This is a genomic window from Trichlorobacter lovleyi, from assembly GCF_015239775.1.
In the GTDB taxonomy this organism is placed as follows: domain Bacteria; phylum Desulfobacterota; class Desulfuromonadia; order Geobacterales; family Pseudopelobacteraceae; genus Trichlorobacter; species Trichlorobacter lovleyi_B.
The window spans coordinates 2388949-2415460 of the sequence record NZ_CP058409.1 but is presented as its reverse complement, the minus strand read 5'-3'; the positions used below and the strand labels follow the sequence as shown (position 1 = coordinate 2415460).

Sequence of the window (26512 nt, the reverse complement as noted above, 5' to 3'; positions counted from 1 at the left end):
TGTGCTAAAGTTCACCGGTTTTCCCATCTAAAATATTTAACCACGCTTGGAGATACTCAATGCTCAGTACCCTGATCCGCAAGGTTATCGGCAGTAAAAACGAACGTGAACTGAAACGGCTCTGGCCGATTGTGGCAAAGATAAACAGCCTTGAACCCCAGATGCAGGCCTTGTCCGATGAGGCGTTGCGGGCCAAGACCGCCGAGTTTAAAGAGCGTTATGGCAAGGGTGAGTCCCTTGATGCCCTGTTGCCGGAAGCGTTTGCGGTCTGCCGCGAGGGGGGACGCCGTGAGCTGGGGATGCGGCACTTTGATGTGCAGCTGATCGGCGGCATGACCCTGCATGCCGGCAAGATTGCCGAGATGAAGACCGGCGAGGGCAAGACCCTGGTGGCAACCCTGGCCGCCTACCTGAATGCAATTTCAGGCAAGGGCGTACATGTGGTCACGGTGAACGACTATCTGGCCAAGCGCGACTCGGAGTGGATGGGGCGGCTCTATGGCTTTCTGGGGCTGACCACCGGCGTGATTGTCCATGGGCTGGATGATGAACAGCGCCGTGCCAACTACGCCGCCGATATTACCTACGGCACCAACAATGAGTTCGGCTTTGACTATCTGCGCGACAATATGAAGTTTTCCCTGGATGACTATGTCCAGCGCGGCTTCAATTTTGCCGTTGTCGATGAGGTTGACTCGATCCTGATCGATGAGGCCCGTACGCCGCTGATCATCTCCGGTCCGACCGAGGAATCCACTGACAAGTATTACGTCATCAACCAGATCATTCCGCGTCTGGAGCAGGGTGAGGTCAAGGAGGTTGAGGCCAACACCCTGTCCGGCAAGAAAAAGGTCTACACCGGTGACTTCACGATTGATGAGAAGGCCAAGAGTGCCACCCTGACCGAACAGGGGGTTTCAAAGGTCGAAAAGCTGCTCAAGATCGAAAACCTGTATGATCCCCGCAATATCGAGACACTGCACCATGTCAATCAGGCCCTGCGTGCTCATGCCATGTATCGCCGCGATGTCGACTATGTGGTCAAGGATGGCGAGGTACTGATTGTTGATGAGTTTACCGGCCGTCTGATGCCCGGCCGGCGCTGGTCCGACGGTCTGCACCAGGCGGTTGAGGCCAAGGAAGGGGTGCGGATCGAGAGCGAGAACCAGACCCTGGCCACCATCACCTTCCAGAACTACTTTCGGATGTATGCCAAGCTGTCCGGCATGACCGGTACCGCCGATACCGAGGCAGAGGAATTCCACAAGATCTACAAGCTGGATGTGACGGTCATCCCCACCAACCGTCCCCTGCTGCGTCCTGACTATCCCGATGTGATCTACAAGACTGAACGTGAAAAGTTTGACGCGGTCATCAAGGATATCAAGGAACATTATGAAAAAGGGCAGCCCTGTCTGGTGGGTACCATCTCGATTGAAAAATCCGAGGTGCTGTCCGAACTGCTGCGCAAGCAGGGCATTCCCCACTTTGTCCTGAATGCCAAGCAGCATGAGAAAGAGGCCGAAATCGTGGCCCAGGCCGGCCGTAAACAGGCGATCACCATCGCCACCAACATGGCGGGCCGTGGTACCGATATCGTGCTGGGTGGTAACCCGGACAGCCTGCTGAAACAGTGGCGGCTGGCCAACCCTGAAGCCGCTGCGGAACAGGCAGCTGCCATGCTGGAACAGTACCGGCAGCAGTGTGCCGCAGAGCATGACGAGGTGGTGGCCCTGGGCGGTCTGCATATCATCGGTACCGAACGGCATGAATCCCGCCGGATTGACAACCAGCTGCGCGGCCGTTCCGGCCGTCAGGGGGACCCCGGTTCGTCCCGCTTCTATCTTTCGTTACAGGATGACCTGCTGCGGATCTTCGGCTCCGAGCGGGTGGCCAAGATCATGGACTTCCTCAAGATCGAAGAGGGCGAGGCGATTACCCACGCCATGATCAACAAGTCGATCGAGAATGCCCAGAAGAAGGTGGAGGCCCACAACTTCGAGATCCGTAAGCACCTGATCGATTACGATGACGTTATGAACAAGCAGCGTGAGGTGATCTACACCCAGCGCCGCGAGATCCTGGCCGGTGAGGATATCCGTGAGAGCTTCCTTGAGATGCTGGACGACACCATCGGGGATATCGTCAAGGCCTATGCCTTTGAAAAGGATGCGCCGCTTGAATGGGACTGGGAATCGCTCTCTGAAACGGTCTTCCGCTGCTTCTCCATACAGCTGGAGCTGTCCCGCGAGATGATTGCCCGCCTGAATGCCGACGGACTGCAGAAGATGCTGCAGGAACAGGCCCATGACGCCATCAAGCGTAAGGCGGATGAGCTGGGTGACGAGCTGATGGATCACCTGATCAGGGTCGTCATGCTGCAGGCCATCGACGTGCACTGGAAGGATCACCTGCTGAATATCGACCATCTCAAGGAAGGGATCGGGCTGCGCAGCTACGGCCAGAAGGATCCCAAGCAGGAGTACAAGAAGGAGGCCTATCAGCTCTTCATGGAGATGATCATCCGGATCCGTGAGGAAACGGTTGAAAAGGTCTTCTGGGTACAGATTGAAAGAGAAGAGGATATTGAGGAGCTGGAAGAAGAGCAGGTTGAGCGCAGCCGCAAGATGTTCAAGGCGATCACGGTCAACGATGATGAGCACCCTGCCGAGCCGGCCAAGAGCCAGAAGAATGCGGGCCGGAATGAACCTTGTCCGTGCGGCAGCGGGAAAAAATACAAAAAATGCTGCGGTAAGTAGTACGGCTTCGCCAGCAGTTCATCTGCGGCGTTGCATTCGTCGTCCGACGCTCGATGTACTATCTTTGTACACCGTTGCGCCGGACTCCTCATGCGCCTTGCATCTGAAGCCCCTGGCTGTGCCGTTAGTGAGGTAATTGAAAATATGTCCTTAAAAGGTTACAAATTCTCTGTTGTAGAGGCAGCCATCAAGAAACCGGGCCGTAAGGATCTGGCCCTGATCTTTTCCGAGACACCGGCAACGGCTGCAGCGGTCTTTACCACCAATGCGGTCAAGGCGGCTCCGGTGCTGTTGTCAGCCGGGCGGATTGCCGCCGGTAAGGCCCAGGCCCTGGTGGTGAACAGCGGTAACGCCAACGCCTGCACCGGTGCCCAAGGCATGCTGGATGCACGGGAAACCACTCAGCTGCTGGCAGCGGGGCTGGGGATTGCAGAAGAGCTGGTGCAGGTCTCTTCCACCGGGGTGATCGGGGTGCCGTTGCCGATGGAGCGCCTGAGAAAGGCAATGCCAGGGCTGGTGGCAGGATGCGGCAGTGCAGGCATCGATGATCTGGCGGCTGCCATCATGACCACCGATACCTTTCCCAAGGCGGTCCAGCGGAGCGGTTCCGTTGCCGGCGTCAGCTATACCGTGGCCGGGGTGGCCAAGGGGGCCGGCATGATCATGCCCAACATGGCCACCATGCTGTCGTTTGTTATGACCGACGCAGCGCTTGCCCCAGAACTGATTGATACGCTCTTCCGTGCTGCTGTTGATCGTTCCTTTAACGCCATTACCATTGACGGTGATACCTCCACCAATGATACCTGCCTGCTGATGGCCAACGGCGCAGCCGGAACAGCGGTCATTATCGCCGGTACACCGGAGGCTGGAGAGTTTGCCCGGCTGCTTGACGAGGTGCTGCTGGAACTGGCCAAGCTGATTGTCAGGGACGGCGAGGGTGCCACCAAGTTTGTCGAGATCAGGATCCGCGGTGCCGAGTCTGATGCCGATGCCAAGCGGGCCGCCATGGCGGTGGCAAACTCCTCGCTGGTCAAGACCGCCTTTTTTGGGCAGGATGCAAACTGGGGCCGGATCTTTGCCGCGGTGGGCTACTCCGGTGCCAAGGTCAATCCTGATCTGCTGGCGCTCTGGTTTGATGATGTCTGTATGGCCAGGGCCGGTGTCTTCAGCGGCGGTGATGCCGAGGCGCTCGGCACCGAGGTGTTGCGTAAAAAAGAGTTCAGCGTGCAGGTCGATCTTGGATTGGGGCAGGGGAGTGCAACGGTCTACACCTCTGACCTGTCCCACGAATACGTCAGTATCAACGCAGATTATCGTACCTGATTCCCCGGCGGGAGGTAGCACGATGAAGAAACTGCTTTCGATTGTGTGTGCGCTGTGTGTGTTCGGCCTGGCGGTCCCGTTGTGGGCCGGGTCTCTCAGTATCACTGAACTGGCGGTCACCACCAAGGTGTCAAAGGGCAAGCCGATCGATGCGGTCCATCGCATTTCCCACCGTACCGTCAAGGCACTCTACTGCTTTACCCGAACGCTCAGCGACGACGCTGCCGAGACCTCCATCAAACACATCTGGCTGCGGGGTGGGCAGGTGGTGAAGGAAACCGACCTGCCGATCCGGGGCAAACGCTGGCGGGCCTACAGCACCCTGCCGGTGGATGCCTCAAGCGTGGGCAACTGGCGTGTCGATATCAAGGACGAGTCAGGAACGGTTATCAAATCAGTGGAGTTCAGGATACACTAAATGAAGATGTACAGAGTAACCTCAAGCCGCCTGCTGGGCGGCTTTTTTCTGCGCCTGACTGTGGGCGTGCTGCTGCTGATCACCTGCTGTCTGTCAGATCTGTCCTTTGCCGGGGCCGCTGCTGAACAGGACCCGCTGCAGGAACTCGGGCGGACCGCGGTGCTTGATACCATGCTGCAGAATGCGGTCCGGCGCGGCCTGATCAGCGGTGCTGTGGTGCTGATCGGCAACCGGAACGGTACCCTCTATAGCCATGCGGCCGGACGTGCCGGTTTTGAGGCCGGTTCTCCTGCGCTGACCGTCGGCACTGTCTTTGATATCGCCTCCCTGACCAAGGTGTTTGCCACCACGCCGGCCATTATCAGGTTGATGGACCAGGGGGCGCTCTCGCTGCTTGATCCGCTTTCGCGCTGGTTTCCCGAGTTTGAGGGGAAAAATATCACCGTGCTGCATCTGCTGACCCATACCTCCGGGCTGCATGACGGCATGCTCGACCCGGCAGCCCCGCTGGAAAGCGCCATCAGCCGCGCTGCTGCCCAGTCGGGCTCTGTCCAGCCGGGGACCCGCTTTCTCTATGCCGATATCAATTTTATCCTGCTTGGCAATCTGGTCCGCCGGATTACCTCCTTCAGTCTTGACGGGTACTGCCAGGACAGCTTTTACCGGCCGCTGGGGATGCTGCATACCGGTTTTAATCCTGCGGTAAAGTTGAACACGGCCGCCACGCTGGGTGGCCGCAACGGCGTGCTGAACGGGGTTGTCCAGGACCCCAATGCCCGTTTGCTGGGTGGGGTGGCAGGCCATGCGGGGCTGTTCAGCACGGCGGAGGATCTGGCCCGTTTTGCGCGCATGCTGCTGAACGAAGGGGAACTGGATGGCCGCCGGGTACTGTCCGCCAGGGCGGTTGCCCAGATGACCGCACCCTACTACTTCAGAAACGGCAGCATTGTGCGCGGCCTTGGCTGGGATCGGGAATCGCCCTTCTCCGCTCCCAAAGGCTCCCTTTTTACCGAGTTTTCCTATGGGCATACCGGATACAGTGGCACCTCGGTCTGGATCGATCCGGAAAAAGATCTGTACGTAATCTTGTTGACGACCCGGCTTGATTACCGCAACAGGCGTAGTTTCAACCGGTTGCGCAGTGACATCTCGACCCTCGCGGCCGCCCTGTTTGCCGGGCATAAAACGGGCGGTGATGTACAAATACCGAAAAACACTGCTCCTTGACACTACCCGGACCCTGTGTTAAGGTTTGCCTCGTTTTGTGCCGACACTTCAGTAGTGCATCATCAGCAATCCTCGCGGGGAGGGACCGATGGGCAGCATCTCAATACTTCTGGCCGATGACAGCATCACCATCCAAAAGGTCGTCAGTATCATTTTTGGTTCAGACGACTATACCCTCACCGTTGTTGATAACGGCAAGGCCGCCGTGCAGAAGGCACAGGAGCTGCAGCCGGATGTGCTGCTGATCGATGCCCTGATGCCGGGCATGAGCGGTTATGAGGTCTGTGAGGCCATTCGCAAGGATGCCGTCCTTGCCACCAAACCGGTCCTGCTGTTGACCGGTTCCTTTGAGCCGTTTGATGAGGACAAGGCCCGCCAATGTGGCGCTGATGATCACATTGTCAAACCGTTCGAGTCCCAGCAGATCGTTGCCAGGGTTCAGGAGCTGTACCAGCTCGGTCTCAGCCGTGCCGCCGGAACCGTCGCAGCCCCGGCTCCGGAGCCGGTAGCTGAACCGGTACCTGAACCGCCCCAGATGGAAACGGCGGCTGCAGAAGAGCCGTTTGTTTTTGAAACGACTGCTCCGGCCTTCACCGCAGAACCTTCCCCTGTAGAACCGATGGCTGCTTTTGAACCGGCCGCTGAACCTGCGGCATTCTTTGCAACACCTCCGGTTGAGCCTGAACCGGCACGTTCCCTCGACGATCCCTGGGGGGCCTTTACCCAGCAGCCTGCTGCTGCTGAAGAAGAAGCGCCCGCCTCTCCCTTTGATACCGTCCAGCCTGATGTCATGGCACTGATGAGCGACGAGCCCGCTGAGCTGCCCGCTGAACAGTCCGGGCATGATAACATCGGGGCTTCATGGGTGCCGGTTGAGGAGCAGACCTTTGAGTTCCGTGAGGAGGTCGCCTCGGCACCTTCCCAGGTGGTTGAAGAAGCGGCGGCAGCCGGTACGCTGCCCGAGCCGGAGCAACCGTTCAGTCCCGATGTCTTTGAACCGGTGGCCGCCCCTGAACCGGTTGTTGAGCCGATTGCCGAAGTACCGGCCCAGGTGGTTGCCCCGGTTGTTGCTGCTGTTGAAGAAACGGCAGTTGCGCCGCAGGCCGCCGCTGCGGTTGCTCTGACGGATGAGCAGTTGAAGGCGGCCCTCCTGTCGGCATCCAAAGAGACCATTGAACGGATCGTCTGGGAAGTGGTGCCTGATCTGGCTGAGGCCATGATCAAGGAAGCCATCAAACGGATCACTGAAGCAAAATAAGCGTTACTACATACTGGTTGCAAATGGGGATGGCAACATCCCCATTTTGCATTGTGCAGGAGGAACGACATGATCAGACAGGCGATTGCCAAGGTAGTTGAACTGCATGACCTGAGCGAGGGGGAGATGATCGAGGTGATGAACCAGATCATGTCCGGAGAATGCACCCCGGCCCAGATCGGCTCATTTATCACCGCACTGCGGATGAAGGGCGAAACCGTTGAAGAAATCAGCGGTGCTGCACGGGTCATGCGGGAGCGGGCCACCCCGATCCGGGTCGGTCGCAACGTACTGGACATTGATCGCGATGATATCAACCTGGATCAGGAGACCATCCTGGATGTGGTTGGTACCGGCGGTGACGGCACCAACACCTTCAATATCTCCACCACGGTCTCCTTTATTGTCGCGGCCTGCGGCGTCAAGGTGGCCAAGCATGGCAACCGTTCCGTCTCCTCTGCCTGCGGCAGCGCCGATGTGCTTGAGAAGCTGGGGGTCAACCTTGACGTCACCCCGGAGCAGGTTGAGCGCTGTATCAATGAGATCGGTATCGGCTTCCTGTTTGCACCGGCCCTGCATGGCGCCATGAAACATGCCATCGGTCCCCGGCGTGAGATCGGCATCCGCACCATCTTTAACATCCTGGGGCCGCTGACCAACCCGGCCAATGCCGATTGCCAGGTGATGGGGGTCTACCGGGAGGAACTGGTTGAAAAGATGGCTGGCGTACTGCATCGGCTGGGCTGCAAGCGCGGCTTTGTGGTTCATGGCAGGGATGGTATGGATGAGATCACCCTGACCGGTGAAACCGCCGCTGCAGAAGTCAGCCCTGAAGGTGTCCGCCTGTTTACCATTACGCCGGAAGAGTTCGGTTTCTGCCGCTGCAGTATGCAGGCGCTGAAAGGGGGCGATGCCGTTGCCAATGCGGCTATCGTCCGTGCCGTCCTCGGGGGAGAACAGGGACCGCGGCGCGAGATCGTCCTGCTGAATGCAGGCTTTGCCCTGGTGGCTGCCGGACGCTGCGCAACGGTTGCAGCAGGCATTGACCTGGCGGCACATGCCATTGATTCCGGCGCTGCCCTCACGCAGCTTGAAAAACTGGCCACACTCACCAACTAAGAGGACCGAGATGAGCTCTACGCCGGACATCCTTAAAACCATTGTTGTCCACAAACGGGACGAAGTTGCTGCGGCGCGCCTGGCGGCCTCGCTGGATGAGCTGAAGCTACGCATATCAGACCTTGAAGACACCCCCCGCGGCTTTGAACGGCACCTGCGCGAGGCGGTTGCCTCAGACTGGACCGCCATCATTGCCGAGGTCAAGAAAGGCTCCCCCAGCAAAGGGGTGATCCGGGACGATTTTGATCCGCTGGAGATCGCGGAGATCTACCAGAACAACGGTGCCACCTGTCTTTCCGTCCTGACCGATGAGAAGTTCTTTCTGGGGCATCTGCGTTTTCTGGCACTGATCCGTGAACAGGTCGGTCTGCCGATGCTGCGAAAAGACTTCATCATTGATCCGTTTCAGGTCTATGAAGCCCGTGCCGCCGGTGCCGATGCCATCCTGTTGATCGCCTCCATCCTGGAACCGCAGCAGATCGTTGACCTGGCCGGTGTTGCCCGATCCGTACAGCTGGACGTCCTGTTGGAGGTGCATGATGAAGCGGAGATGGAGGTGGCCTGCAGCACCGACATCGGCCTGATCGGCGTCAACAACCGCAACCTGCGCACCTTTGTCACCGATCTGGGCACCACCGAACGGCTGGCCAAAATGCTGCCTGCCGGACGTCTGCTGGTTGCTGAAAGCGGTATCAACAGCCGGGCTGATATTGAACGGCTGCAGGCCGGCGGTGCCGGTGCGTTTCTGGTTGGCGAATCCCTGATGCGGGAAGAAGATATCGGCGCAAAACTGCAAGAACTGCTCTCATAGGCCAACTGCGCCATGCAGACCGTCCATGTTGTCTTTAACCCCGCCTCCGGCAGCTATGCCCCCGCCAGGGCGGAACAGATCCTTACCGGATTGCGGGCTGCCGGGCTTGACCCGCAACCCCTGCTTCCCCAAACCCTTGCAGAATCCATGCAGGCGGTGGCAGAACTCTGTAACCGGACCACTCCCCCCACCATTATCGCTGTCGGCGGTGACGGCACCATTAACACCGTCATCAACAGCATGCCGCAGGGCAGGGCCACCCTGGGGATCATCCCGCTTGGTACCGCCAATGTCATGGCCCGGGAACTGGGCATCTCCTCCCAGCAGGACGCCATTGCGCGAATAGCCCGCGGCACGTTGCGCCCCTTTTCCGTAGGTGAAGCCAGCTCCGCCGCCGGTGTCAGGCGCTTTGTCCTGATGGCCGGGATCGGTGCTGATGCCGCCGCCGTGGCGGATGTCCGGCCATCCGAAAAACGTCTGCTGGGTAAAGGGGCCTACATCCTCTCGGCGCTGCGCCAGTGCCTCAACTGGGACAGCGGCAGCTTGACCGTCACGATCGGTCGGCACCAGCACAGCTGCCACAGCCTGCTGGTGGCCAATGCCGCCCATTATGCCGGTCCCTACCGTCTTGCTCCCCGTGCCAGCCTGTTCGCCCCCCATTTTGAACTTGTCCCGCTGTTGTTTCGCGGTCCGTCGGATCTGCTCCGCTTTGCCGGCTCCGTCTTCATTCACGGAACATACGAAGCGGCTGATGCCTTCTGCACGTCTCAGGAACCGATCCTGATTGAAGGAGACAAACCGGTTCAACTGGATGGCGACTCCTTCGGTACAACGCCACTGAGCATCCGCCTGATACCTGATTTCAATCAATTGATTGTCTAGCGCTAACCGAACTTCTAAGATGGCTACGAGGACTCTTTTATGTTGAACAAGCAGCTTCTGATCAACCGGCCCCGCTTGATGCTGATCATCCTGGTCTGTATCTCCAGCCTGATTTACCTGGTTGATTATATGGTGGATGGCAGTCTGAAGGAGGTCACAACCAGTTTCCTCGGCAATCTGGCCTTTCTGCCGATCTATATCATGGTGGTGACGCTGACCATGGAGCAGTTGTTAAAGGAACGTGAGCGTCAGACCCTGCGCCGCAAGCTGAATATGGTGATCGGTGTCTTTTTCAGTGAGGTGGGGACGCGGCTGTTTCGTGAGCTGGCAACGGCAGTGCTGCAGCATGAGCAGTTGCGGGTCTCTTTGCTGGTGACACCGCAGTGGAAGGATGCCGATTTCAGCGCTGCCCTGGCGTTTCTCGGCTCGCATGACAGCAGGATTGATACTGTTGGTGCCGGTCTGGATCTTGAACAGCTGAAGCGCTTTCTGGTGGGAAAACGCAGTTTTCTGGTCGGGCTTCTGGAAAACCAGAACCTGCTTGAACATGAGGCCTTTACTGACCTGCTGTGGGCTGTGTTTCATCTGGTTGAGGAGCTTGATGCCCGTGACTCCCTGGCCGGGATTCCGCAGGCCGATGTCGAGCATCTGAATGGCGATATCAAGCGGGTCTTTGGCTATCTGTCCCGTGAATGGGTGTTGTATATGCAGCATTTGAAGCAGGATTACCCCTATCTTTTCTCGCTGGCAGTCCGGATGAACCCGATGGCGGAGCAGGCCAGTCCCCACCTTTATTGATCCGCATCAAGTTATTGAAAATCGTTTTCATAAAGCCTTGACCCCTGTGTGCCGCATCTGTTATTGATAATAAAAATCAGATGGAGCGGTGCCATGATCCTGGAAAAGAAAAAGACGTTTAATGCCTTTGCCGCCCGGCAGGGGCTGCGCTCAACCCGCCAGCGTGATGTTATCCTGGATGTCTTCCTTGCTACCCGTGAACATTTAAGTGTTGAGGAGCTGTACCTGAAGGTGAAGGCATCCCATCCCGGTATCGGGCAGGCCACGGTTTACCGTACCCTGAAGCTGTTTGTGGAGGCCGGCCTGGCCCGTGAGATGATGTTGCCGGACGGTCAGACCCGTTATGAACATCAGCTGGTGGGGGAACACCATGACCATCTGATCTGTACCGGCTGTAACGCCATCATTGAGTTTGAGGATGAGACGATTGAGCAGCTGCAGCGCGAGATTGCCGGACGCCACGGTTTCAGTCTGACGGCCCATAAGATGCAGTTGTTCGGGCTCTGTCCAGCCTGTCAGGTGGCAACGGCGTAGCACTACCGTAAATCTGTGAAAATGGTTTTCACTATAAGGAATAGACGATGTCAGCTTCTGCGGTAACTTCCGATTCTCTTCAGCCGCCTCGCCGGGTTGCCCTGGTGGGGAACCCCAATGTGGGCAAGAGCGTCCTGTTTAATGCCCTGACCGGCAGCTATGTCACGGTTTCCAACTACCCCGGCACCTCGGTTGAGGTGTCGCGGGGACATGCCACGATAGCAGGCCAGAGCTGGCAGGTGATTGATACCCCCGGCATGTACGCGGTGCATACCATTACCGAGGAGGAACGGGTTGCCCGTGAGATCCTCCTGAATGAAAAACCGGATGTGGTGCTGCACGTGCTGGATGCCCGCAATCTGGAGCGGATGCTGGCCATGACGATCCAGTTGATCGAGGCCGGGTTGCCGGTGGTGCTGGTGGTCAATATCATGGATGAGGCTGAGCGGTTGGGGCTCTCCTTTGATCTGCCGCTGTTGCAGCAGCGCCTGGGTATTCCGGTGATCGCGGCGGCAACGGCCCGCAAGCGCGGGATTGAAGAGATCAAGACAGCCATTGCCGAGTTCGGCCAGAGCTGCGGTCTGCCGATCAGTTACAGTCGTCTGCTGGAGCGGGATATCGCCGAGGTGTCGCGGCTGCTGCAGGGCAGTTATGTGCTCTCCCGCCGGGCATTGTCGTTGCTGCTGTTGCAGGGGGATGAGGAGGTGAGCGGCCTGGTGGCGCAGGGGGAGGGGGAACGTTACCCGGCCCTGGCGGAGAAGGTGCGCGAGATCGCCTTTGAGCGGCGCGAATCGTTTCATCTGGATCTCTCCATGGAACGCAAGGAGATCGTCAACCGTCTGGTGCGGGGGGTGATTACCCTGCCGGACAAACGGCATGAAACCTGGGGCGGACGGCTTTCCCGGCTGGCTGTGCAGCCGTTGACCGGTATCCCCCTGTTGTTTCTGACGCTCTATTTCGGCCTCTACAAGTTTGTGGGGGATTTTGGCGCCGGTACCCTGGTGGATTTTCTGGAAGGGGAGCTGTTTGAAAAACTGTTCAACCCCTGGATCACCACGCTTTTGACCGGCTGGATTCCCTGGTGGTGGTTGCAGGAACTGCTGGTGGGGGAGTACGGCATCATCACCCTGGGGTTGCGGTATGCGGTGGGGATTATCCTGCCGATCGTGACCACCTTCTTTATCTTCTTTTCGATTCTGGAGGATGCCGGCTACCTGCCCCGTCTTGCCCTGTTGGTGGATCGCGGCTTCAAGTGGTTCGGCCTGTCCGGCCGTTCCGTCATCCCGATGGTGCTCGGGTTCGGCTGCAGCACCATGGCCACCATGGTGACCCGTACCCTGGAGACGGTGCGGGAGCGGGTGATCGCCACGCTGCTGCTGGCCCTGGCTATCCCCTGTTCCGCCCAGCTGGGGGTGATCCTGGCACTTTTGGCCCGTACCCCGGGCGGCCTGCTGGTCTGGATCGTCTGTATGACCCTGCTGTTTGTGCTGGTGGGGGTGCTGGCCGGGAAGCTGATGCCGGGCGAGGCGCCGATGTTTTATATGGAGCTGCCGCCGATGCGGCTGCCCCAGCTTTCCAACGTGCTGACCAAGACCTATACCCGCATGCAGTGGTATTTTCTGGAGATCCTGCCGCTGTTTGTGCTGGCCTCGGTGCTGATGTGGCTGGGCAAGATCACCCACGGCATGGAGAAGCTGGTTAATGCCATGACCCCGCTGATGCAGGGGATCGGCCTGCCCAAGGAGGCGGCGATTGCCTTTATCTTCGGCTTTTTCCGGCGGGATTACGGGGCAGCCGGGCTGTACGACCTGCAGAGCAAGGGGCTGCTGGATGGCCGTCAACTGACCGTTGCCGCGGTGACGCTGACCCTGTTCATCCCCTGTGTGGCGCAGTTTCTGATGATGTTGAAGGAGCGCGGCTGGAAGGTCTCGCTGGCGATCTTTGTCTTTGTCAGTCTGCTGGCCTTTGGCAGCGGGTATCTGTTGAATCAGGTGCTGGTGACGACCCGCTTATTGGGGTAGTTCCGGTGCCATTTCAAGGCGCTGGCTGCGTTGGCTCGTCTTTGGCTCCTCAACGTACTGACCTGTACGCCTGCGTCGCCAAAGCCATCGCCGCCTGGCCATCATCCTTGAACTGGCACCGGAATAACTCCCTGCTCTCCTTTTGCGGAAGTGAAACCGGCTTCGGCAAAGCGGTGATGAAGGGGTTTGGAGTTTTACTATGCGATGCGGATTCTGCGGGCATGAGTTTGATGAGTCGGAAGGGACCCAGCCGGGCTGCGGCGCCTGTGCCGGTGGCTGCCACGGTATCCACTGCCCGCGCTGCGGGTACAAGAATGTCCCGGAACCGGCCTTCTTGAAACGTCTGAAAAGTATGGTAACAAGGAAAGATAAGGAGCATGGCGAATGAAACTCTCTGAACATGCGGAAGAGATCCTTGAGGCGATGTGGATTGCCATTGAAGAGGAGGGGGCGGCCTTTTACGACCCCGCCAGGATGGAGCTTCCCGAGGATGATGCTGCCTGCCGGGAACTGACCGCAAAGTCGCTGGTCGAGCTGCGGCACGGCATGCTCTACTTCCGCCAGGAGGGCCGGGAGGAGGGCAAAAAGACCATCCGGCGCCACCGTCTGGCAGAACGTCTGATGATGGATGTCTTCAATATCAAGGGGGAAGAGGGGGACAGCAAGGCCTGCCAGTTTGAACATCTGCTGAATGAAGGGGTGGATACCAAGCTTTGCACCATGCTGAATCATCCGGCCACCTGCCCCCACGGCAAGCCGATCCCGCCCGGCGACTGCTGCGCCGAGGCACGCCAGCAGGGTGATCTGGGGGTGGTGCCGCTGACCGAGTTCAGGTCCGGCCAGGAGGGGGAGATCGCCTACATCCAGACCGAGGACAGCAAGAAGATGCAGAAACTGATGGCCATGGGGGTGCTGCCCGGCAACCGGATCATACTGGCTCAGTCCTTTCCGTCCTATATCTTCAGGGTCGGCTTTTCCGAGTTTGCCATTGATACGGCCCTGGCACGTGAGATCTTTGTCAGAAGGATCGAGCGGTAATTGACAAAGAGAAGGCGGAACAGCTAGTATCAGAGCTTATTTTACCCGTATGGAAAGGTTGCTATGAAGATCATTGTCCTTCTGGGCGACGGCATGTCCGATGAGCCCTGTGCAGAACTGGACGGTAAGACCCCGCTGCAGGCAGCACAAACCCCCAACATGGACCGGATGGCCCGGGCCGGTCAGGTCGGTCTGGCCAAGACCGTGCCGGATGGCTTGCCCCCCGGCAGCGATGTGGCCAACCTGTCGGTCTTTGGCTATGACCCCCGCAGCTGCTATACCGGCCGTTCTCCCCTGGAGGCGATCAGTATGGGGGTGCAGCTCGGCCCCCATGATGTGGCCTTCAGGATGAACCTGGTCACCCTGACCCCCCACAACGGCAAGATCTACATGGAGGATTTCTCTGCCGGTCATATCGGCAGTGAAGAGTCCCATCAGCTGATCGCCATCCTGCAGGCTGAGCTGGGGGATGAACGTTTCGAGTTCCACCCTGGGGTGGGCTACCGTCATCTGCTGGTCTGGCGTAACGGCAAGGATGCCATGACCGCTACGCCACCCCATGATATCAGCGGCAAAAAGGTGCTGGAATACCTGCCTCAGGGGGATGGGGCCGACGAGCTGATCAACCTGATGAACTCCTCCCAGATGGTGCTGCATAATCACCCCATCAACAAGCAACGCAAGGAGCGGGATGAACTGCCCGCCACCTCGATCTGGCTCTGGGGGCATGGCAAGTCGCCGGTGCTGCAACCGTATCAGGAAAAATTCGGTCTGTCCGGCGCCGTGATCTCGGCCGTGGATTTGATGAAGGGGATCGGTCTCTGTGCCGGCCTGGAGGTGATCAACGTGCCGGGCGCCACCGGTTACATTGATACCAACTATACCGGCAAGGCCGAGGCTGCCCTGGCTGCCCTGGAGCGGCTTGACTTTGTCTATGTGCATGTTGAGGCGCCGGATGAGGCCTCCCACAGCGGTAATCTGCAGCATAAGATCAAGGCGATTGAGGATTTTGATCAACTGGTGGTGGGCACTGTGCTGGCCGGGGCGGAGCGTTTTGCGGACCTGCGTATCCTCTGCTGTCCGGATCACCCCACACCGGTCCAGAAGATGACCCATACCAGCGACCCGGTACCATTTGTCATCTACCGTCCGGGGCAGGAGTGCGGTAACGGAGCCGCTGCCTACGATGAAGCCCAGGCCAAGGCAACCGGGCTTTTCCTGGCTGAAGGGCATGGCTTGATGGATCTGCTGACCCGCTGATGACGTCCCGGACAGACAGGAGGAAGACCCGGTGAAGCGATCAGGACTGCTGGTGGGTATCCTGTTTGTGCTGCTGCTGGAGCTGTTGGCCCTGGCCGGCATCCGCTATCTGTATCTTGACCGCCGCGAGGCCTTTCTCAAGTCCGGCTATAACGAGATGGTACACAGTTACCAGTCGGTGTTTGAAACCTACGAGCTGTTTTCCAGGGCGGTCTTTAACGAAACCATCAATAAGCCTGCTGTCATCAATCTGATGCAGCAGGCCTCCCGGGCAGATCGGCAACAGCAGGAGCGTCTGCGTCAGCAGTTACACGCCATGATGCTGCCATCCTACCGGGAATTGCTGCAGAACCACCTGAACCAGATCCATTTCCACCTGCCGGACCTGACCAGCTTTCTCAGGATGCACCGCCCTGCAGTCTTTGGTGACAACCTGGCCAGCGTCAGACCTGCCCTGGTTGTTGCCAATAAACGGCATGCCTATGTCAGCGGGTTTGAAGTCGGGCGCCATGAAGGCGGTTTCCGTTTTATCTTTCCGCTCTTCAAGGATGATGACGGTTTTGTCGGGACCGTCGAGACCAGCATCTCCTTTGACAGCTTCACCACCCAGCTGCGGCGCCGTTTTGCCGGCGAATACATGCTGCTGATCAAATCAGACCTGACCAGCCAGCGCTTGTTCAACAACGTGCAGTCCCGCATGGTTCCCAGCCCATTCAGCAACGGTTTTCTGCAGGCACCGATCACTGATGATACGCACAAGGATCACCTTTCCTCCTTTGAGATCCATACGGTCGCTGCTGCGGTCAGGACTGAATTTGAACGGGCCCAGGCCGCGAACCGTCCCGTTGCACTGGCTGCCGGACTTAAAGATAGTACCGTGTCGGTCTATCTGTTGCCCCTGACCAATATTGAAGGGACTCCCGAGGCCTTTCTGGTGCAGTTGAACCGTGACGAAAAGCTGCAATCCCTGAAAGAAGGGTATGCCATTGCGGCCTGGTCTGCCTCGCTGGTGGCACTCTTGGGCGGAGGGCTGATGGTGAGCCTCTATCAGCGGGCCAGGGCCATGCGCAGCCTGAACCGGCTGTTTCACCAGGCAATTGATGCACTGCCGTATCCGTTCCATATCATTGACACCCGCACCTACCAGGTCCGGGTAGCCAACCGGCAGTCCGCCAAAGGGGTGGAGCATCTGGAAGGAAAGACCTGTCATGCCTTGAGCCAGGGCTGTGCCGAGACCTGCGGCAGTAGTGAACATCCCTGTCCGATCCAGATGGTGCTGGAAACCGGAGCTGCAGCGGTGGTGGAGCATAGCCGCTATGATGAAAACGGCGAAAAGAAAATTGTAGAGATCCACGGCTATCCGATGCAGGATGAACAAGGCACGATCACCCAGTGCATTGAATATGTGGTTGATGTGACCGAACGCAGGCAGCTGGAACAGCAGCTGCAGCGTCTGGCAGATACTGATCCCCTGACCGGAACGGCCAACCGGCGCCATTTTTACGATATGCTGACAGTGGAGATCAGCCGCAGCCTGCGTTATGGCCGGCAACTGTCGGTCTTGATGCTTGATCTGGATCACTTTAAAGAGATTAACGACACCAACGGTCATGATACCGGCGACCGGATACTGTCGCGGCTGGTGGCGCTCCTGCAGGAGGTACTGCGCGCCAGTGACCTGCTGGGAAGGTCCGGGGGGGATGAGTTCCTGATCCTTGCCCCTGAAACCGATGCGGTTGAGGCGCGGATGCTGGCGGAAAAACTGCTGGTTGCGGTGCGGGAAGGGTTGCGTGATCCGCTGGCAGGTCAGGTCTCTGTGAGCATCGGTGCAGCAACCCTGCTGCACGGAGACGGGCCTGACGATCTTGTCAAACGCGCCGATCAGGCCTTGTACCGGGCCAAACAGCATGGCCGTAACCGGTTTGAGGCAAGTGAGCAGTAGCACTGCCGGAGGGTGGTCTTAGCGGCAACTGTCGATCAGAAAACGGGCGATGCTGCGGCTGGCAGGCAGTGAGGGGAGTGAGCCGATGGTAAACCAGCGCGCATCGTCAATCTCGTTGCCATCCACCTTGATATCACCGTAGGCGTAGTCCGCCACAAATCCAACCATCATCTGCGAAGGAAAAGGCCAGGCCTGGCTGGCCACGTAGCGCACGTTGCGTATGGTCACGCCGGTCTCTTCCATCGCCTCCCGTATGGCACACTCCTCCAGTGATTCCCCGACATCCAGAAAGCCCGCCACCAGGCTGTAACGTCCAACCGGCCATTCCGGCTTATGGATCAGCAGGAGTTGGTCATCACGCCGGATCAGTACAATGGCGCAGGGATGGATATGGGGGTAGTGCTCGTTATTGCAGACAGTGCACTTTTTGCCCCAGCTCTCAGGCAGTTGTTCCAGCGCAGCATTGCAGTGTGAACAGAAACGGCTCATCCGCTGCCAGTGCAGCAGCTGTTTGCCGATTCCGGCAATGGTCATCAGTTCCGGAGCAATCCGCTCCCGGAAGGCATTGAACGGTTCTGCCACCAGCTCAGGCGGGATCTGCAGGGCGGAGGGGACCGCGGCAACCTGTACCGGACGTCCTTGCAGTGTCGCAAATGCCAAGGGGGGATGTTTGAGGTTCAGCCAGGCCGGGCAGGGGCCTTGCGGCAGGAACAGCTGATCCTGTTCTGCACGCATCAGCACGGTGCCCCCCTGCAGCAATACCCAGACCGCATCGTCATCTTGCCGTGGCTGGGGGGTGGGGTGCAGCACAAAGCCATCAGGCAGTGCCTGACGGTTAAAGGGCAGGTTTACGGTTTCCGGGTAGGGACGGTGATGTTCCGGTTGTGCCGGTTTCAGCTGGCGCTTCAGGGCGGCAACGGCAGCAGGCGTTTTGCAGGAGGCGCCGAACAGGGAATCAGACATGGGGTTCTATCCTTCCGGACTGGTGTCTGGCCAGTGATAGCAGACTAGCGGACGGTTTTACAGGAAAAATCAACAAACGCCTCAAAGGCGGCCGGGTCCAGCGGTCTGCTGAAGAGGTAGCCCTGTAGCTGGTGGCACTGACGGGCGGTCAGAAAGGCTGCCTGCTGCGGTGTTTCCACCCCTTCGGCCACAACGGTCAGGTTCAGACTTTTTGAGAGTGTCAGCACGGAGTCAACAATGGCAATGGCGCTGGTGTCCTGGGGCAGGTTCATGACAAAGGAACGGTCAATCTTCAGTTCGGTCAACGGCATCCGTTGCAGGTAGTTCAGTGAAGAGTAGCCGGTGCCGAAGTCGTCAATCGAGAGCTTGATCCCCTGTTCCCGCAGCCGGTGCAGGGTGGCAACGGTCTGCTCGATATCCTGCATGACAATGCTTTCGGTCAGTTCAAGGCAGAGGCAGTCAGGGGCTATGCCGGTCTGCTGAATCAGCGCGGCAATCGTCTCCGGCAGGTTGCCGGCATGGAACTGTACTGCCGAGATGTTGACCGACAGGATGAGCGGGGGCATCCCCTGCTGCTGCCAGAGCAGGTGCTGCCTGCAGGCGGTTTCCAGCACCCAGTTGCCCACCTCGACGATCATGCCGGTCTCTTCAAGGATCGGAATGAATTCGGACGGGGCAACCAGGCTGCCCTGCGTGGTCGGCTGCCAGCGCAGCAACGCCTCCATGCCGCAGACCATGCCGGTTTGCACATCAATCTTGGGTTGATATTCCAGGAAGAACTCGTCGCGTTCCAGGGCCCGGTGCAGCCCGGACTCCCGTGCCATCCGCTCCCTGAGCCGTTCTCCCAGATCCCTGGAGTAGAATGCATACTTGTTGGTGCCCAGCTGCTTGGCCTGGGAAAGGGCTGCATTGGCGTTTTGCAGCAGTCCGTCCAGCGATTCACCATCATGGGGGAAGACGGCGATGCCGATACAGCCGGTGACAAACAGCTCATCCGGTCCTGTGGTGTAGGGAATGGCAAGCAGTTGCCGCACTGCCGTGATGCAGCCATGTACCTCGTGGCAGTCAACCACCATGATGATGAACTGGTCTGCCCCCAGTCTGCCCACCACCCGGTTCTCGGTCTGAAGCTCCAACAGACGGTTGGCGGTTTCCACCAGTACACGGTCGCCGCAGGCGTGCCCCAGAGTCTTGTTGACCGACTTCAGGTTGTCAAGATCGAGCAGCATGACAAACAGGCTGCCGGGGAAGTCACTCCGTTTGACAGCCTGGGCAAACAGCTCCTGGAGGTGGTTTCTGGTGGGCAGGCCGGTCAGGGGGTCACGCAGGTCGGCATCCTGCAACTGGGCGGTCTGTGCGTCTACGGACCTTTCCAGCTCTTCAAGCCGCTTGCGGCTTGCACGGGCCTCTTCCGAACGGGCTGTCACCGTGCTGATGACCTGTTCAAGCACGGAAAAATCATGGATCGGCTTGGTGATATAATCCCAGGCCCCCTGCCGCATGGTTTCGATGGCATAGCCCACCGAGCCGTTGCCGGAGATAACGACAATCGGCGTATCCGGTGAGTGCTGCCGGATGGCGTTGACCACTCCCAGGCCGTCCAGCTCCGGCATCATCAGGTCGGTCAGCACCAGGTTGGGCAGCAGCTCTTCAAACTTCCTGATCCCTTCATAGCCGTTGCTGGCCTGGTGCACTTCAAATCCGGTGTCTTCAAGATACCCGACAATGCTGCGCCGCAGGGCATCATCATCATCAATGATCAAAATTGAACGTGATTCTACGCTGTTCATGGTTGTTCCGCCTGGAGTGTGGGCAGGGTGATGGTAAAGCAGCAGCCCTGGCCGGGGCTTGAGCTGACGGTCAGGAGACCGTGGTGATTTTTGGTTATGATGGCATGGGAAACGGCCAGGCCGAGCCCGGTCCCCTTACCGACATCCTTGGTGGTGAAGAACGGTTCAAAGACCCGCCGCCTGACCTCTTCAGTCATTCCGGGGCCGTTGTCTGCAACGGAGATAACGGCTACCGTGTCGTCCTGATGCGCACTGATCCTGATTTCTGGCTGCGCTCCGTTCCGCCTGGCATGCAGCGACTGAGCCGCATTTTTGATCAGATTGATCAGGACTTGCTCGATCTCGGTGGTGTTGATGACCACCAGCGGCAGGTCCGGGGTGTAGTCGCGGATTACCCTGATGGTGCTGAAGTTGTAGGTCCTGCGCAGATCGAAGTCAGTGCCGGCCAGTTCAAGGGCATGCTCTATGACCGTGTAGAGCGGTGCCGGGTGCCGGCTGGTACCGTTACTGCGGCTGAACTGCAGCATATTGTCCATGATCCGGGAGGCCCGCCGGGCTGCATTCTGCATGCTGGCGAGGTACCCGTTGATCTCGCGCTGTTTCAGGTACTGTTGCAGGGCCGTCAGGTCAATACCGAGCTCTTCGGCCACCTGACGGTTTTTGGGCAGCGCAGGGGAGAGGCGGCGTTCAAGGTTCTGCAGATCCTGGGCAATGATTCCCAGCGGATTGTTGATCTCATGGGCCATTCCGGCGGCCAGGCCGCTGATCATCAGCATCTTTTCGTGCTGCAGCATGATCTCGAGGGTTTTCCGGTGCTCGGTGGTATCCACAACAAAGCCGTCCAGCAGGATGACCTCACCGGTTGTCATGTCCCGGGTGCCGCGGATATACATGGTTGCATAGAAGCGCGTACCATCCTTACGGTAGAACTGGATGTCATCCACAATCAGGGTGTCTCTGCTGCGCAGCTTGCTGATGACTTCCTGCCGTTGCTCAGCATCGGCATAGATCTGGCGCGGGATGTCATGCACCAGCGCCATCATCTCCTGTGGTGAGGCATAACCGAAGATGCTTGCAAAAACACTGTTGATACTGATGAAGTGACCGGCGGGTGATGACTGGAAGATGCCGATCGGCGCGTTGTCAAAGATCCCCTTGTAGCTCTCTTCAGAGCTCTTCAGCTGTTCTTCAACCCGTTTCTGCTCGGTTATATCCTGATACAGCGAAATGGCATGGGCAGCCTTTTCAATCATGATGATGCTGGTAAACAGGATGCCGGTACGCTGTTCACCCGTGGCGGTCCGGGTCTGGATCTCTTCGGCATTGATACTTCCGGTGCTGCTCAGCATCTTGAAGAGACGTGCATCATCGCCAGGGTTCCAGAACAGCCCCAGCTCCTGAGGAGTCTTGCCGATGATCATGGACTTGCTGTAGCCGCTTAAGCTGCAGAAGCTGCGGTTGACGTCAACGTAGCGGCGGTGGGTCAGGTCGGTGATGGCTATGGCGATCGGACTTTCCTCAAAGATCGCCTTGAACCGTTTTTCGCCTGAACGCAGCGCCTCCATGGCCGTGAAGCGGTCGGTCACATCAATATTCAGCCCGAAAATGGCGGTGATCTGGTTGTTGTGGCGGATGGGGGCCACGATTTTGCGGTAGATCTGCTCTTGCTCACGCAGTTCAAGATCAAGGGTGAAACCTTCAAGGGCCTGATCCAGCGAGATGCGGAACAGGCGGCACTGCTCTGGTGTAAGGTCGTCTTCTTCAGGCGTGTTGCCGATCTTGACGCCGTAGTGGCGGGCATTCATCTCGTTTTGCAGCAGCAGCCGGCCTTCGGTATCACGGATCCAGATGTCAAAGGGGATGTTCTCAAAAAGGGTTTCAAGAAGAATGTTCTTGTGCCGCAGGGCGTTCTGGGCCTCTTTCAGGTCGGTGACGTCCCGCCCTTCAGGGATCAGATAGATCACCTTGCCGCTGGCATCCTTCAGCGGTTTGAGCGTGGCATCAATGGCCCGTAACCGGCCGTCGGCATCCTGGTGCGTGCCTTCAAAACGGATGGATTCTCCTGCTGCACAGCGCTTGATATACTCTTGCAGCCGCGCCTGGGAATCGGGATCGTGGCACCACCAGGGGGTGTCCCAGAACTTCTTTCCGACCACGGTTGCCTTGTCCAGACCAACGAACAGGAGAGCGGTCTGGTTGGCATCAAGGAGGGTACCGTCCGGAGCCAGCAACCCCTGCAATTGAAAGGTGTTGTCAAAAATGGCGGATTTCAGCAGCACTAACGAGCTCTTGGCGCGCCTGCATTTGAGTTGCCAGACCGTCAACAGAAACGTGACACCGCAGATGAGCAGGGTGAGGATGGCAAGTATGGCTGGCAGGGGCAGGTACATGAGCTGCAGATCGGGTCCTTACGTTCAGGTTGGTGCCCTGCCGGAAGCTGCAGGGCTGCTCCTTGACGGGGATTGTTTTTGTTCTTGTTATAAAATTTTAATAAGGCAATGATATCTCGAAAATATTTTGAAACTATAACAGGGTTATGGAAATTGTTAAAGACTCTTTTGCTTGACCTTCGGATCAAAGATCGTACAATCGCGCCATGCTTCGTCTGCCCTCACGTATCTCAAACATTGCAATCCGCCGTGCACTCCCCTGGTTGTTTCGTGCCGTTGCCCTGCTGCTGGTGGGGTGGTATCTGATACTGCTGTACCTGCCTGCCGGAAGCCCTGCACAGGTCTATGGTCTGACGGTGCCCAAAGGGGCCGGCTTTGCCGCCATCGCCAGGGAATTGCAGCAGGCCGGCGTGATCCGCAGCAGTCTGCATCTGCGGCTTGTTGCCCGCTTGCGTGGTCAGGATCGCAGGATGCAGGCCGGCGACTACCGGATCAGCGGTGCCATGCTGCCGTCCCAGATCCTTGAAAAACTGGCCGACGGACAGACCGATGCCTGCAAGTTTACCCTGCCGGAGGGGTATTCTATCTATCAGGCCGCGGAACTGCTCGAAAAGCAGGGCATCTTTGACAGCGCGGCCTTCCTGGCCGCCTGTACTGATCAGGGGTTACTGCGTGAGCTTGGCATCAGCGCACGGACCGTTGAAGGGTATCTCTTTCCCGGCACCTATCAGGTCGGTTTTCAGATGAACGAGGTGGGCCTGGTCACCGAGATGGTGCGAGAGTTCCGTCGCCGGACGGAGAAGTTGAGGCCGCTGCTTGAGGCAAGCGCTCTGCGCCTGGGGCAGGCCGTGACCCTGGCTTCAATCATTGAGCGGGAGGCGGTCTCCCCGGAGGAGAAACCGCTGATCGCATCGGTTTTCCTGAATCGGCTGAGAATCGGGATGCCGCTTCAGAGCGATCCGACCGCCATCTATGGTATCAGGGTGTTCGGGGGGACCGTGACAAAGCAGGATCTGCAGCGCTCAAGCCCGTATAATACCTACCTGGTGAAGGGGTTGCCACCGGGGCCGATCGGAAATCCGGGGTTGGCGGCGCTGCAGGCGGTACTGCAGCCGGCCAAAACCGATTATCTCTATTTTGTGGCCCGGAAAGACGGCACCCACCAGTTTTCAAGGACCCTTGCAGAGCATAACCAGGGGGTTGACCGGTTTTTGAAAAAAGGAAAGAAAAAGCGGTTGTAGGCGCGCCTGCTATGCCATGCTGATGCCATCGGCATCTTCAATGATGATTTCAAGCTCAGCCAGGGCGATCTCCTTCAGACCGAGGTACTGTGCCTCGGGTGCTGAAAAGATAGAGATGCCGGGGTCGGCAGGCTGGAGGGAACGCCCCAGCTTTTTGCAGGCAAGGTTTGAAAGCCGCACTGCCACCAGCAGGATGTTGGACTGGTCAAACTCCGCAGCATGGTGACTGTGGGCAATATCGCAGTAAAAATCCGGGAAGTTCCAGGATCGCATCAGGTTGAAGCCAACCTCTTCGTGCATTGCCTCGATGATTTCATTGATAAGCTGATCTGAAAAAAGGACCGTGGTCTCTTTGCTCTTCTGGATGTCATCCAGCACCTTCAACAGTGCCAGGCTGCCGATGTCGTGCATCAGGCCGCCCATAAACGCCTCGGATGCCATGCCCGGATAGCCTGCCTTGCGGGTCAGCCATTTGGCCCCCACGCCACAGGCCAGTGCATGGCCCCACAGATTATGCATCATCCTGTTCAGGGTTTCATTCGGAGAGTTGTAGAATTCAAACTGGGATGCCAGCATGGCCATATTGGCGATTTCCTGCGCCCCCAACCGGATGATCGCATCCTTGATGGTGGCGATCTTGCTCAGGCCGGCATAATAGGATGAGTTGGCCACTTTCAGCACCCGGCCCGACAGGGATTGGTCTTCGCCGATCAGTTCAATAATATCGTCAATCTCAAAGCTGCGGGTTGCAAGCAGTTGCTGCAGTTTCACCGCAACCGTGTGAAAGACCGGCAGTTCCTGAAGATTGCCGTCCAGGCGGTCCTGAATCAGCCGGACCAGCGGCTTTTCTGCTGTCATCGTTGTACCCCCAGAATTCTACGCAGTTCATGCAGTGGCCGCGGTTTGCCCAGACGTGGCAGGTCGGTAATGATCTCCTGCATTGAAATAAGCCCCCGGGCCCCTTTAACCAGACCATCTTCCATCAGCGTCACCATCCCGGAGGTCTCAACGCTGATCTTTCTGATCTCGTAGGAACTCTTGTGATCAAGGATGGCGTTCTTGACCATCTCGTTCATCACCAGCAGCTCAAAGATTGCGACCCTGCCGCGATACCCGCTGAAACGGCAGTTTTTACAGCCCCGGCCAAACTTGAACTCAGATCCCTGCAGGTCGTGGGCGGAAAGTCCCAGGCGGGTAAGGTCGAGCGGTGTCGGGATGTACGGCTCGGCGCATTCCGGACAGACCCTGCGCAGCAGCCGTTGGGCCACGATACAGACCACCGTGGAAGAGATCAGAAACGCCTCAATATTCATGTTCATCAAGCGGATCAGGCCGCCGATGGAATCTTCGGTGTGGAAGGTGGTCAGAACCTTGTGACCAGTCAGGGCAGCCTGGATGGCCACTTCGGCTGAGAATTGATCGCGGATTTCACCCAAGACAATGACATCCGGGTCTTGGCGCACAATATGGCGCAGGGTCTCTTCAAAGGTAACGCCGATCTTGGGGTTGATCGAACACTGGGAAATCCCGTCGATCACATACTCAACCGGGTCCTCTGCCGTGATGATGCTGGTGTTGATATCATTCAGGTGATTGACGCAACCGTACAGCGTGGTGGTCTTGCCGGAGCCGGTCGGGCCGGTGACGATCATGACGCCGGTGGGTACCTCCAGGGCATCATAGATGAAATGCTCCAGCATCCGGGGGGCCATGCCGATTTCCTTGACGTCCAGCAGGGTGCCCTTGTTGTTCAGCAGCCGCAATACCACCTTTTCACCATAGATGGTGATGAAGAAAGAGACCCTCAGATCAAGGTTGATACCATGTTTGCGGCTGGTAAAGAGGATCCGGCCATCCTGGTGGCGGCGTTTTTCAGCAATGTCGGCCTGGGCCATGACCTTGATGCGGGTGGTGAGCTGGGGAGCGATATCCTTGGGAAAGTCCTTGTAGTGCCCCATCACGCCGTCCCGGCGGAAACGTACCCGCAGGCGATCCTTCTGTGGCTCGATGTGGATATCGCTGGTCTGCTCCTCAATCGCATCTTCAAACAGGAGGTTGATCATGCCGATGATGGTGTTGTCATCGGCTGCAACGGTCTGACCGGCATGTTCAAGTGCGGCAAGCGCCTCTTTCAGCGAGTTTTTAGAGCAGATGGCCGGGATGAAGTTGCCGAGGTGGGCGGCAACGATGTCGCGTGCCCGCTGGTCGAGCGGGTCGGCAAAGGTCACCACCAGCTGCTCACCCTGACGGTACAGCGGCAGCACGTTGAATTGATGGCAGATATTCAACGGCAGACGGGCCAGCAGTGTCTTGTCAATCTTGACAAAGTCGGGGTCAATCAGGGGATAGCCAAGCTGATAGGAAAGGGTCTCCAGCAGTTTACGTTCTTCAATAAAACCGTTTTCAACCAGTACGTCACCCAGCCTGCGTTGTCCCTGGGATTCCTTCTGGATGGCCAGGGCCTGCTGCAGATCAATGTCGCGCAGATAACCCAGTTCCAGCAGGAGATCACCTAGCCGCAGATTGAGCTGGTGTTTCCGCAGGGTGACCTGCAGCTGTTCCTGCGAGATCAGCCCCAGCTCCAGCAGGGTGTCCAGCATGGTCTGGGGGGTGGTGAGCTTGCTGTGGACCCGCACCGCATAGGCCAGTTGATCATGGGTGATGATGCCGTCCTTGATCAGCAGGGTAGGAATAACCCCGATCTTGACCTCTTGCGTGCTTTTCACGTGTGAAGG

At 58.2% G+C, this 26512-nt stretch carries 21 protein-coding genes; 16 read left to right on the top strand and 5 right to left on the bottom strand.

Annotation, left to right across the window (positions count from 1 at the left end):
- Positions 1 to 59: 59 nt before the first annotated feature.
- The 15 genes from secA to FY034_RS11100 all read left to right on the top strand — a co-directional run bounded on the left by secA (position 60) and on the right by FY034_RS11100 (position 17393).
- On the top strand, positions 60 to 2759 hold the full coding sequence (gene secA, locus FY034_RS11170) for a preprotein translocase subunit SecA (protein ID WP_265550538.1): 2700 nt from the start codon (positions 60 to 62) through the stop codon (positions 2757 to 2759).
- A 144-nt stretch (positions 2760 to 2903) separates the two neighbouring features.
- Positions 2904 to 4085: a bifunctional glutamate N-acetyltransferase/amino-acid acetyltransferase ArgJ gene (gene argJ / locus FY034_RS11165; protein WP_265550536.1), complete on the top strand. Its 1182-nt coding sequence runs from the start codon at positions 2904 to 2906 to the stop codon at positions 4083 to 4085.
- Between the two features lie 22 nt (positions 4086 to 4107).
- A complete protein-coding gene (locus FY034_RS11160) occupies positions 4108 to 4503 on the top strand; it encodes a DUF2914 domain-containing protein (RefSeq protein ID WP_265550534.1) in 396 nt (131 codons plus the stop codon).
- Positions 4504 to 5730 (top strand): serine hydrolase domain-containing protein, encoded by a 1227-nt coding sequence (locus tag FY034_RS11155; RefSeq protein ID WP_265550532.1) that lies wholly within the window; start codon positions 4504 to 4506, stop codon positions 5728 to 5730.
- A gap of 88 nt (positions 5731 to 5818) precedes the next feature.
- Complete coding sequence (locus FY034_RS11150; protein ID WP_265550530.1) at positions 5819 to 6988, top strand: response regulator; 1170 nt, start codon at positions 5819 to 5821, stop codon at positions 6986 to 6988.
- Between the two features lie 69 nt (positions 6989 to 7057).
- Complete coding sequence (gene trpD, locus FY034_RS11145; RefSeq protein ID WP_265550528.1) at positions 7058 to 8107, top strand: anthranilate phosphoribosyltransferase; 1050 nt, start codon at positions 7058 to 7060, stop codon at positions 8105 to 8107.
- A 10-nt stretch (positions 8108 to 8117) separates the two neighbouring features.
- Positions 8118 to 8918, top strand: a complete 801-nt coding sequence (trpC, locus tag FY034_RS11140) for an indole-3-glycerol phosphate synthase TrpC (protein ID WP_265550526.1) — start codon at positions 8118 to 8120, stop codon at positions 8916 to 8918.
- 12 nt (positions 8919 to 8930) lie between these two features.
- Positions 8931 to 9800, top strand: coding sequence for a diacylglycerol/lipid kinase family protein (locus FY034_RS11135; protein ID WP_265550524.1), 870 nt, complete (start codon positions 8931 to 8933; stop codon positions 9798 to 9800).
- Between the two features lie 39 nt (positions 9801 to 9839).
- Positions 9840 to 10598 carry a hypothetical protein gene (locus FY034_RS11130; RefSeq protein ID WP_265550523.1) on the top strand — a complete coding sequence of 253 codons (759 nt, stop codon included), beginning with the start codon at positions 9840 to 9842 and terminating at the stop codon, positions 10596 to 10598.
- A gap of 93 nt (positions 10599 to 10691) precedes the next feature.
- Positions 10692 to 11132, top strand: a complete 441-nt coding sequence (locus FY034_RS11125) for a Fur family transcriptional regulator (RefSeq protein WP_265550521.1) — start codon at positions 10692 to 10694, stop codon at positions 11130 to 11132.
- Between the two features lie 47 nt (positions 11133 to 11179).
- Positions 11180 to 13153, top strand: a complete 1974-nt coding sequence (gene feoB, locus FY034_RS11120) for a ferrous iron transport protein B (RefSeq protein WP_265550520.1) — start codon at positions 11180 to 11182, stop codon at positions 13151 to 13153.
- Between the two features lie 199 nt (positions 13154 to 13352).
- The gene (locus FY034_RS11115) at positions 13353 to 13541 is read left to right on the top strand and encodes a hypothetical protein (RefSeq protein ID WP_012470513.1); all 189 of its coding nucleotides are present in this window, start codon (positions 13353 to 13355) and stop codon (positions 13539 to 13541) included.
- Positions 13538 to 14191 carry a metal-dependent transcriptional regulator gene (locus FY034_RS11110; protein WP_265550517.1) on the top strand — a complete coding sequence of 218 codons (654 nt, stop codon included), beginning with the start codon at positions 13538 to 13540 and terminating at the stop codon, positions 14189 to 14191. Before FY034_RS11115 ends, FY034_RS11110 begins: the two co-directional genes overlap by 4 nt.
- A 63-nt stretch (positions 14192 to 14254) precedes the next feature.
- Positions 14255 to 15451: a cofactor-independent phosphoglycerate mutase gene (locus tag FY034_RS11105; protein ID WP_265550515.1), complete on the top strand. Its 1197-nt coding sequence runs from the start codon at positions 14255 to 14257 to the stop codon at positions 15449 to 15451.
- Between the two features lie 31 nt (positions 15452 to 15482).
- Entirely contained in the window at positions 15483 to 17393 is a 1911-nt protein-coding gene (locus FY034_RS11100) for a diguanylate cyclase (RefSeq protein WP_265550513.1), read from the top strand.
- Between the two features lie 18 nt (positions 17394 to 17411).
- Here FY034_RS11100 and nudC read toward each other — a convergent pair whose 3' ends face one another.
- The 3 genes from nudC to FY034_RS11085 are packed head-to-tail and all read right to left on the bottom strand — an operon-like array spanning position 17412 to position 22536.
- Positions 17412 to 18356, bottom strand: coding sequence for an NAD(+) diphosphatase (gene nudC, locus FY034_RS11095; protein WP_265550511.1), 945 nt, complete (start codon positions 18354 to 18356; stop codon positions 17412 to 17414).
- A gap of 44 nt (positions 18357 to 18400) precedes the next feature.
- Positions 18401 to 20146, bottom strand: coding sequence for a putative bifunctional diguanylate cyclase/phosphodiesterase (locus tag FY034_RS11090; protein ID WP_265550508.1), 1746 nt, complete (start codon positions 20144 to 20146; stop codon positions 18401 to 18403).
- Entirely contained in the window at positions 20143 to 22536 is a 2394-nt protein-coding gene (locus tag FY034_RS11085) for a PAS domain S-box protein (RefSeq protein ID WP_265550506.1), read from the bottom strand. The genes FY034_RS11090 and FY034_RS11085 overlap by 4 nt, the downstream gene beginning before the upstream one ends.
- A 206-nt stretch (positions 22537 to 22742) precedes the next feature.
- On the opposite strand from FY034_RS11085, the gene mltG reads away from it, so the two are divergent.
- Positions 22743 to 23777, top strand: coding sequence for an endolytic transglycosylase MltG (gene mltG / locus FY034_RS11080; protein WP_265550504.1), 1035 nt, complete (start codon positions 22743 to 22745; stop codon positions 23775 to 23777).
- A gap of 9 nt (positions 23778 to 23786) precedes the next feature.
- Here the strand turns inward: mltG and FY034_RS11075 are convergent, their stop codons facing one another.
- Together FY034_RS11075 and FY034_RS11070 are read right to left on the bottom strand one after the other, a co-directional pair.
- A complete protein-coding gene (locus FY034_RS11075; protein WP_265550502.1) occupies positions 23787 to 24635 on the bottom strand; it encodes an HDOD domain-containing protein in 849 nt (282 codons plus the stop codon).
- Positions 24632 to 26503 (bottom strand): GspE/PulE family protein, encoded by a 1872-nt coding sequence (locus tag FY034_RS11070; RefSeq protein ID WP_265550500.1) that lies wholly within the window; start codon positions 26501 to 26503, stop codon positions 24632 to 24634. Before FY034_RS11070 ends, FY034_RS11075 begins: the two co-directional genes overlap by 4 nt.
- Positions 26504 to 26512 lie beyond the last annotated feature (9 nt).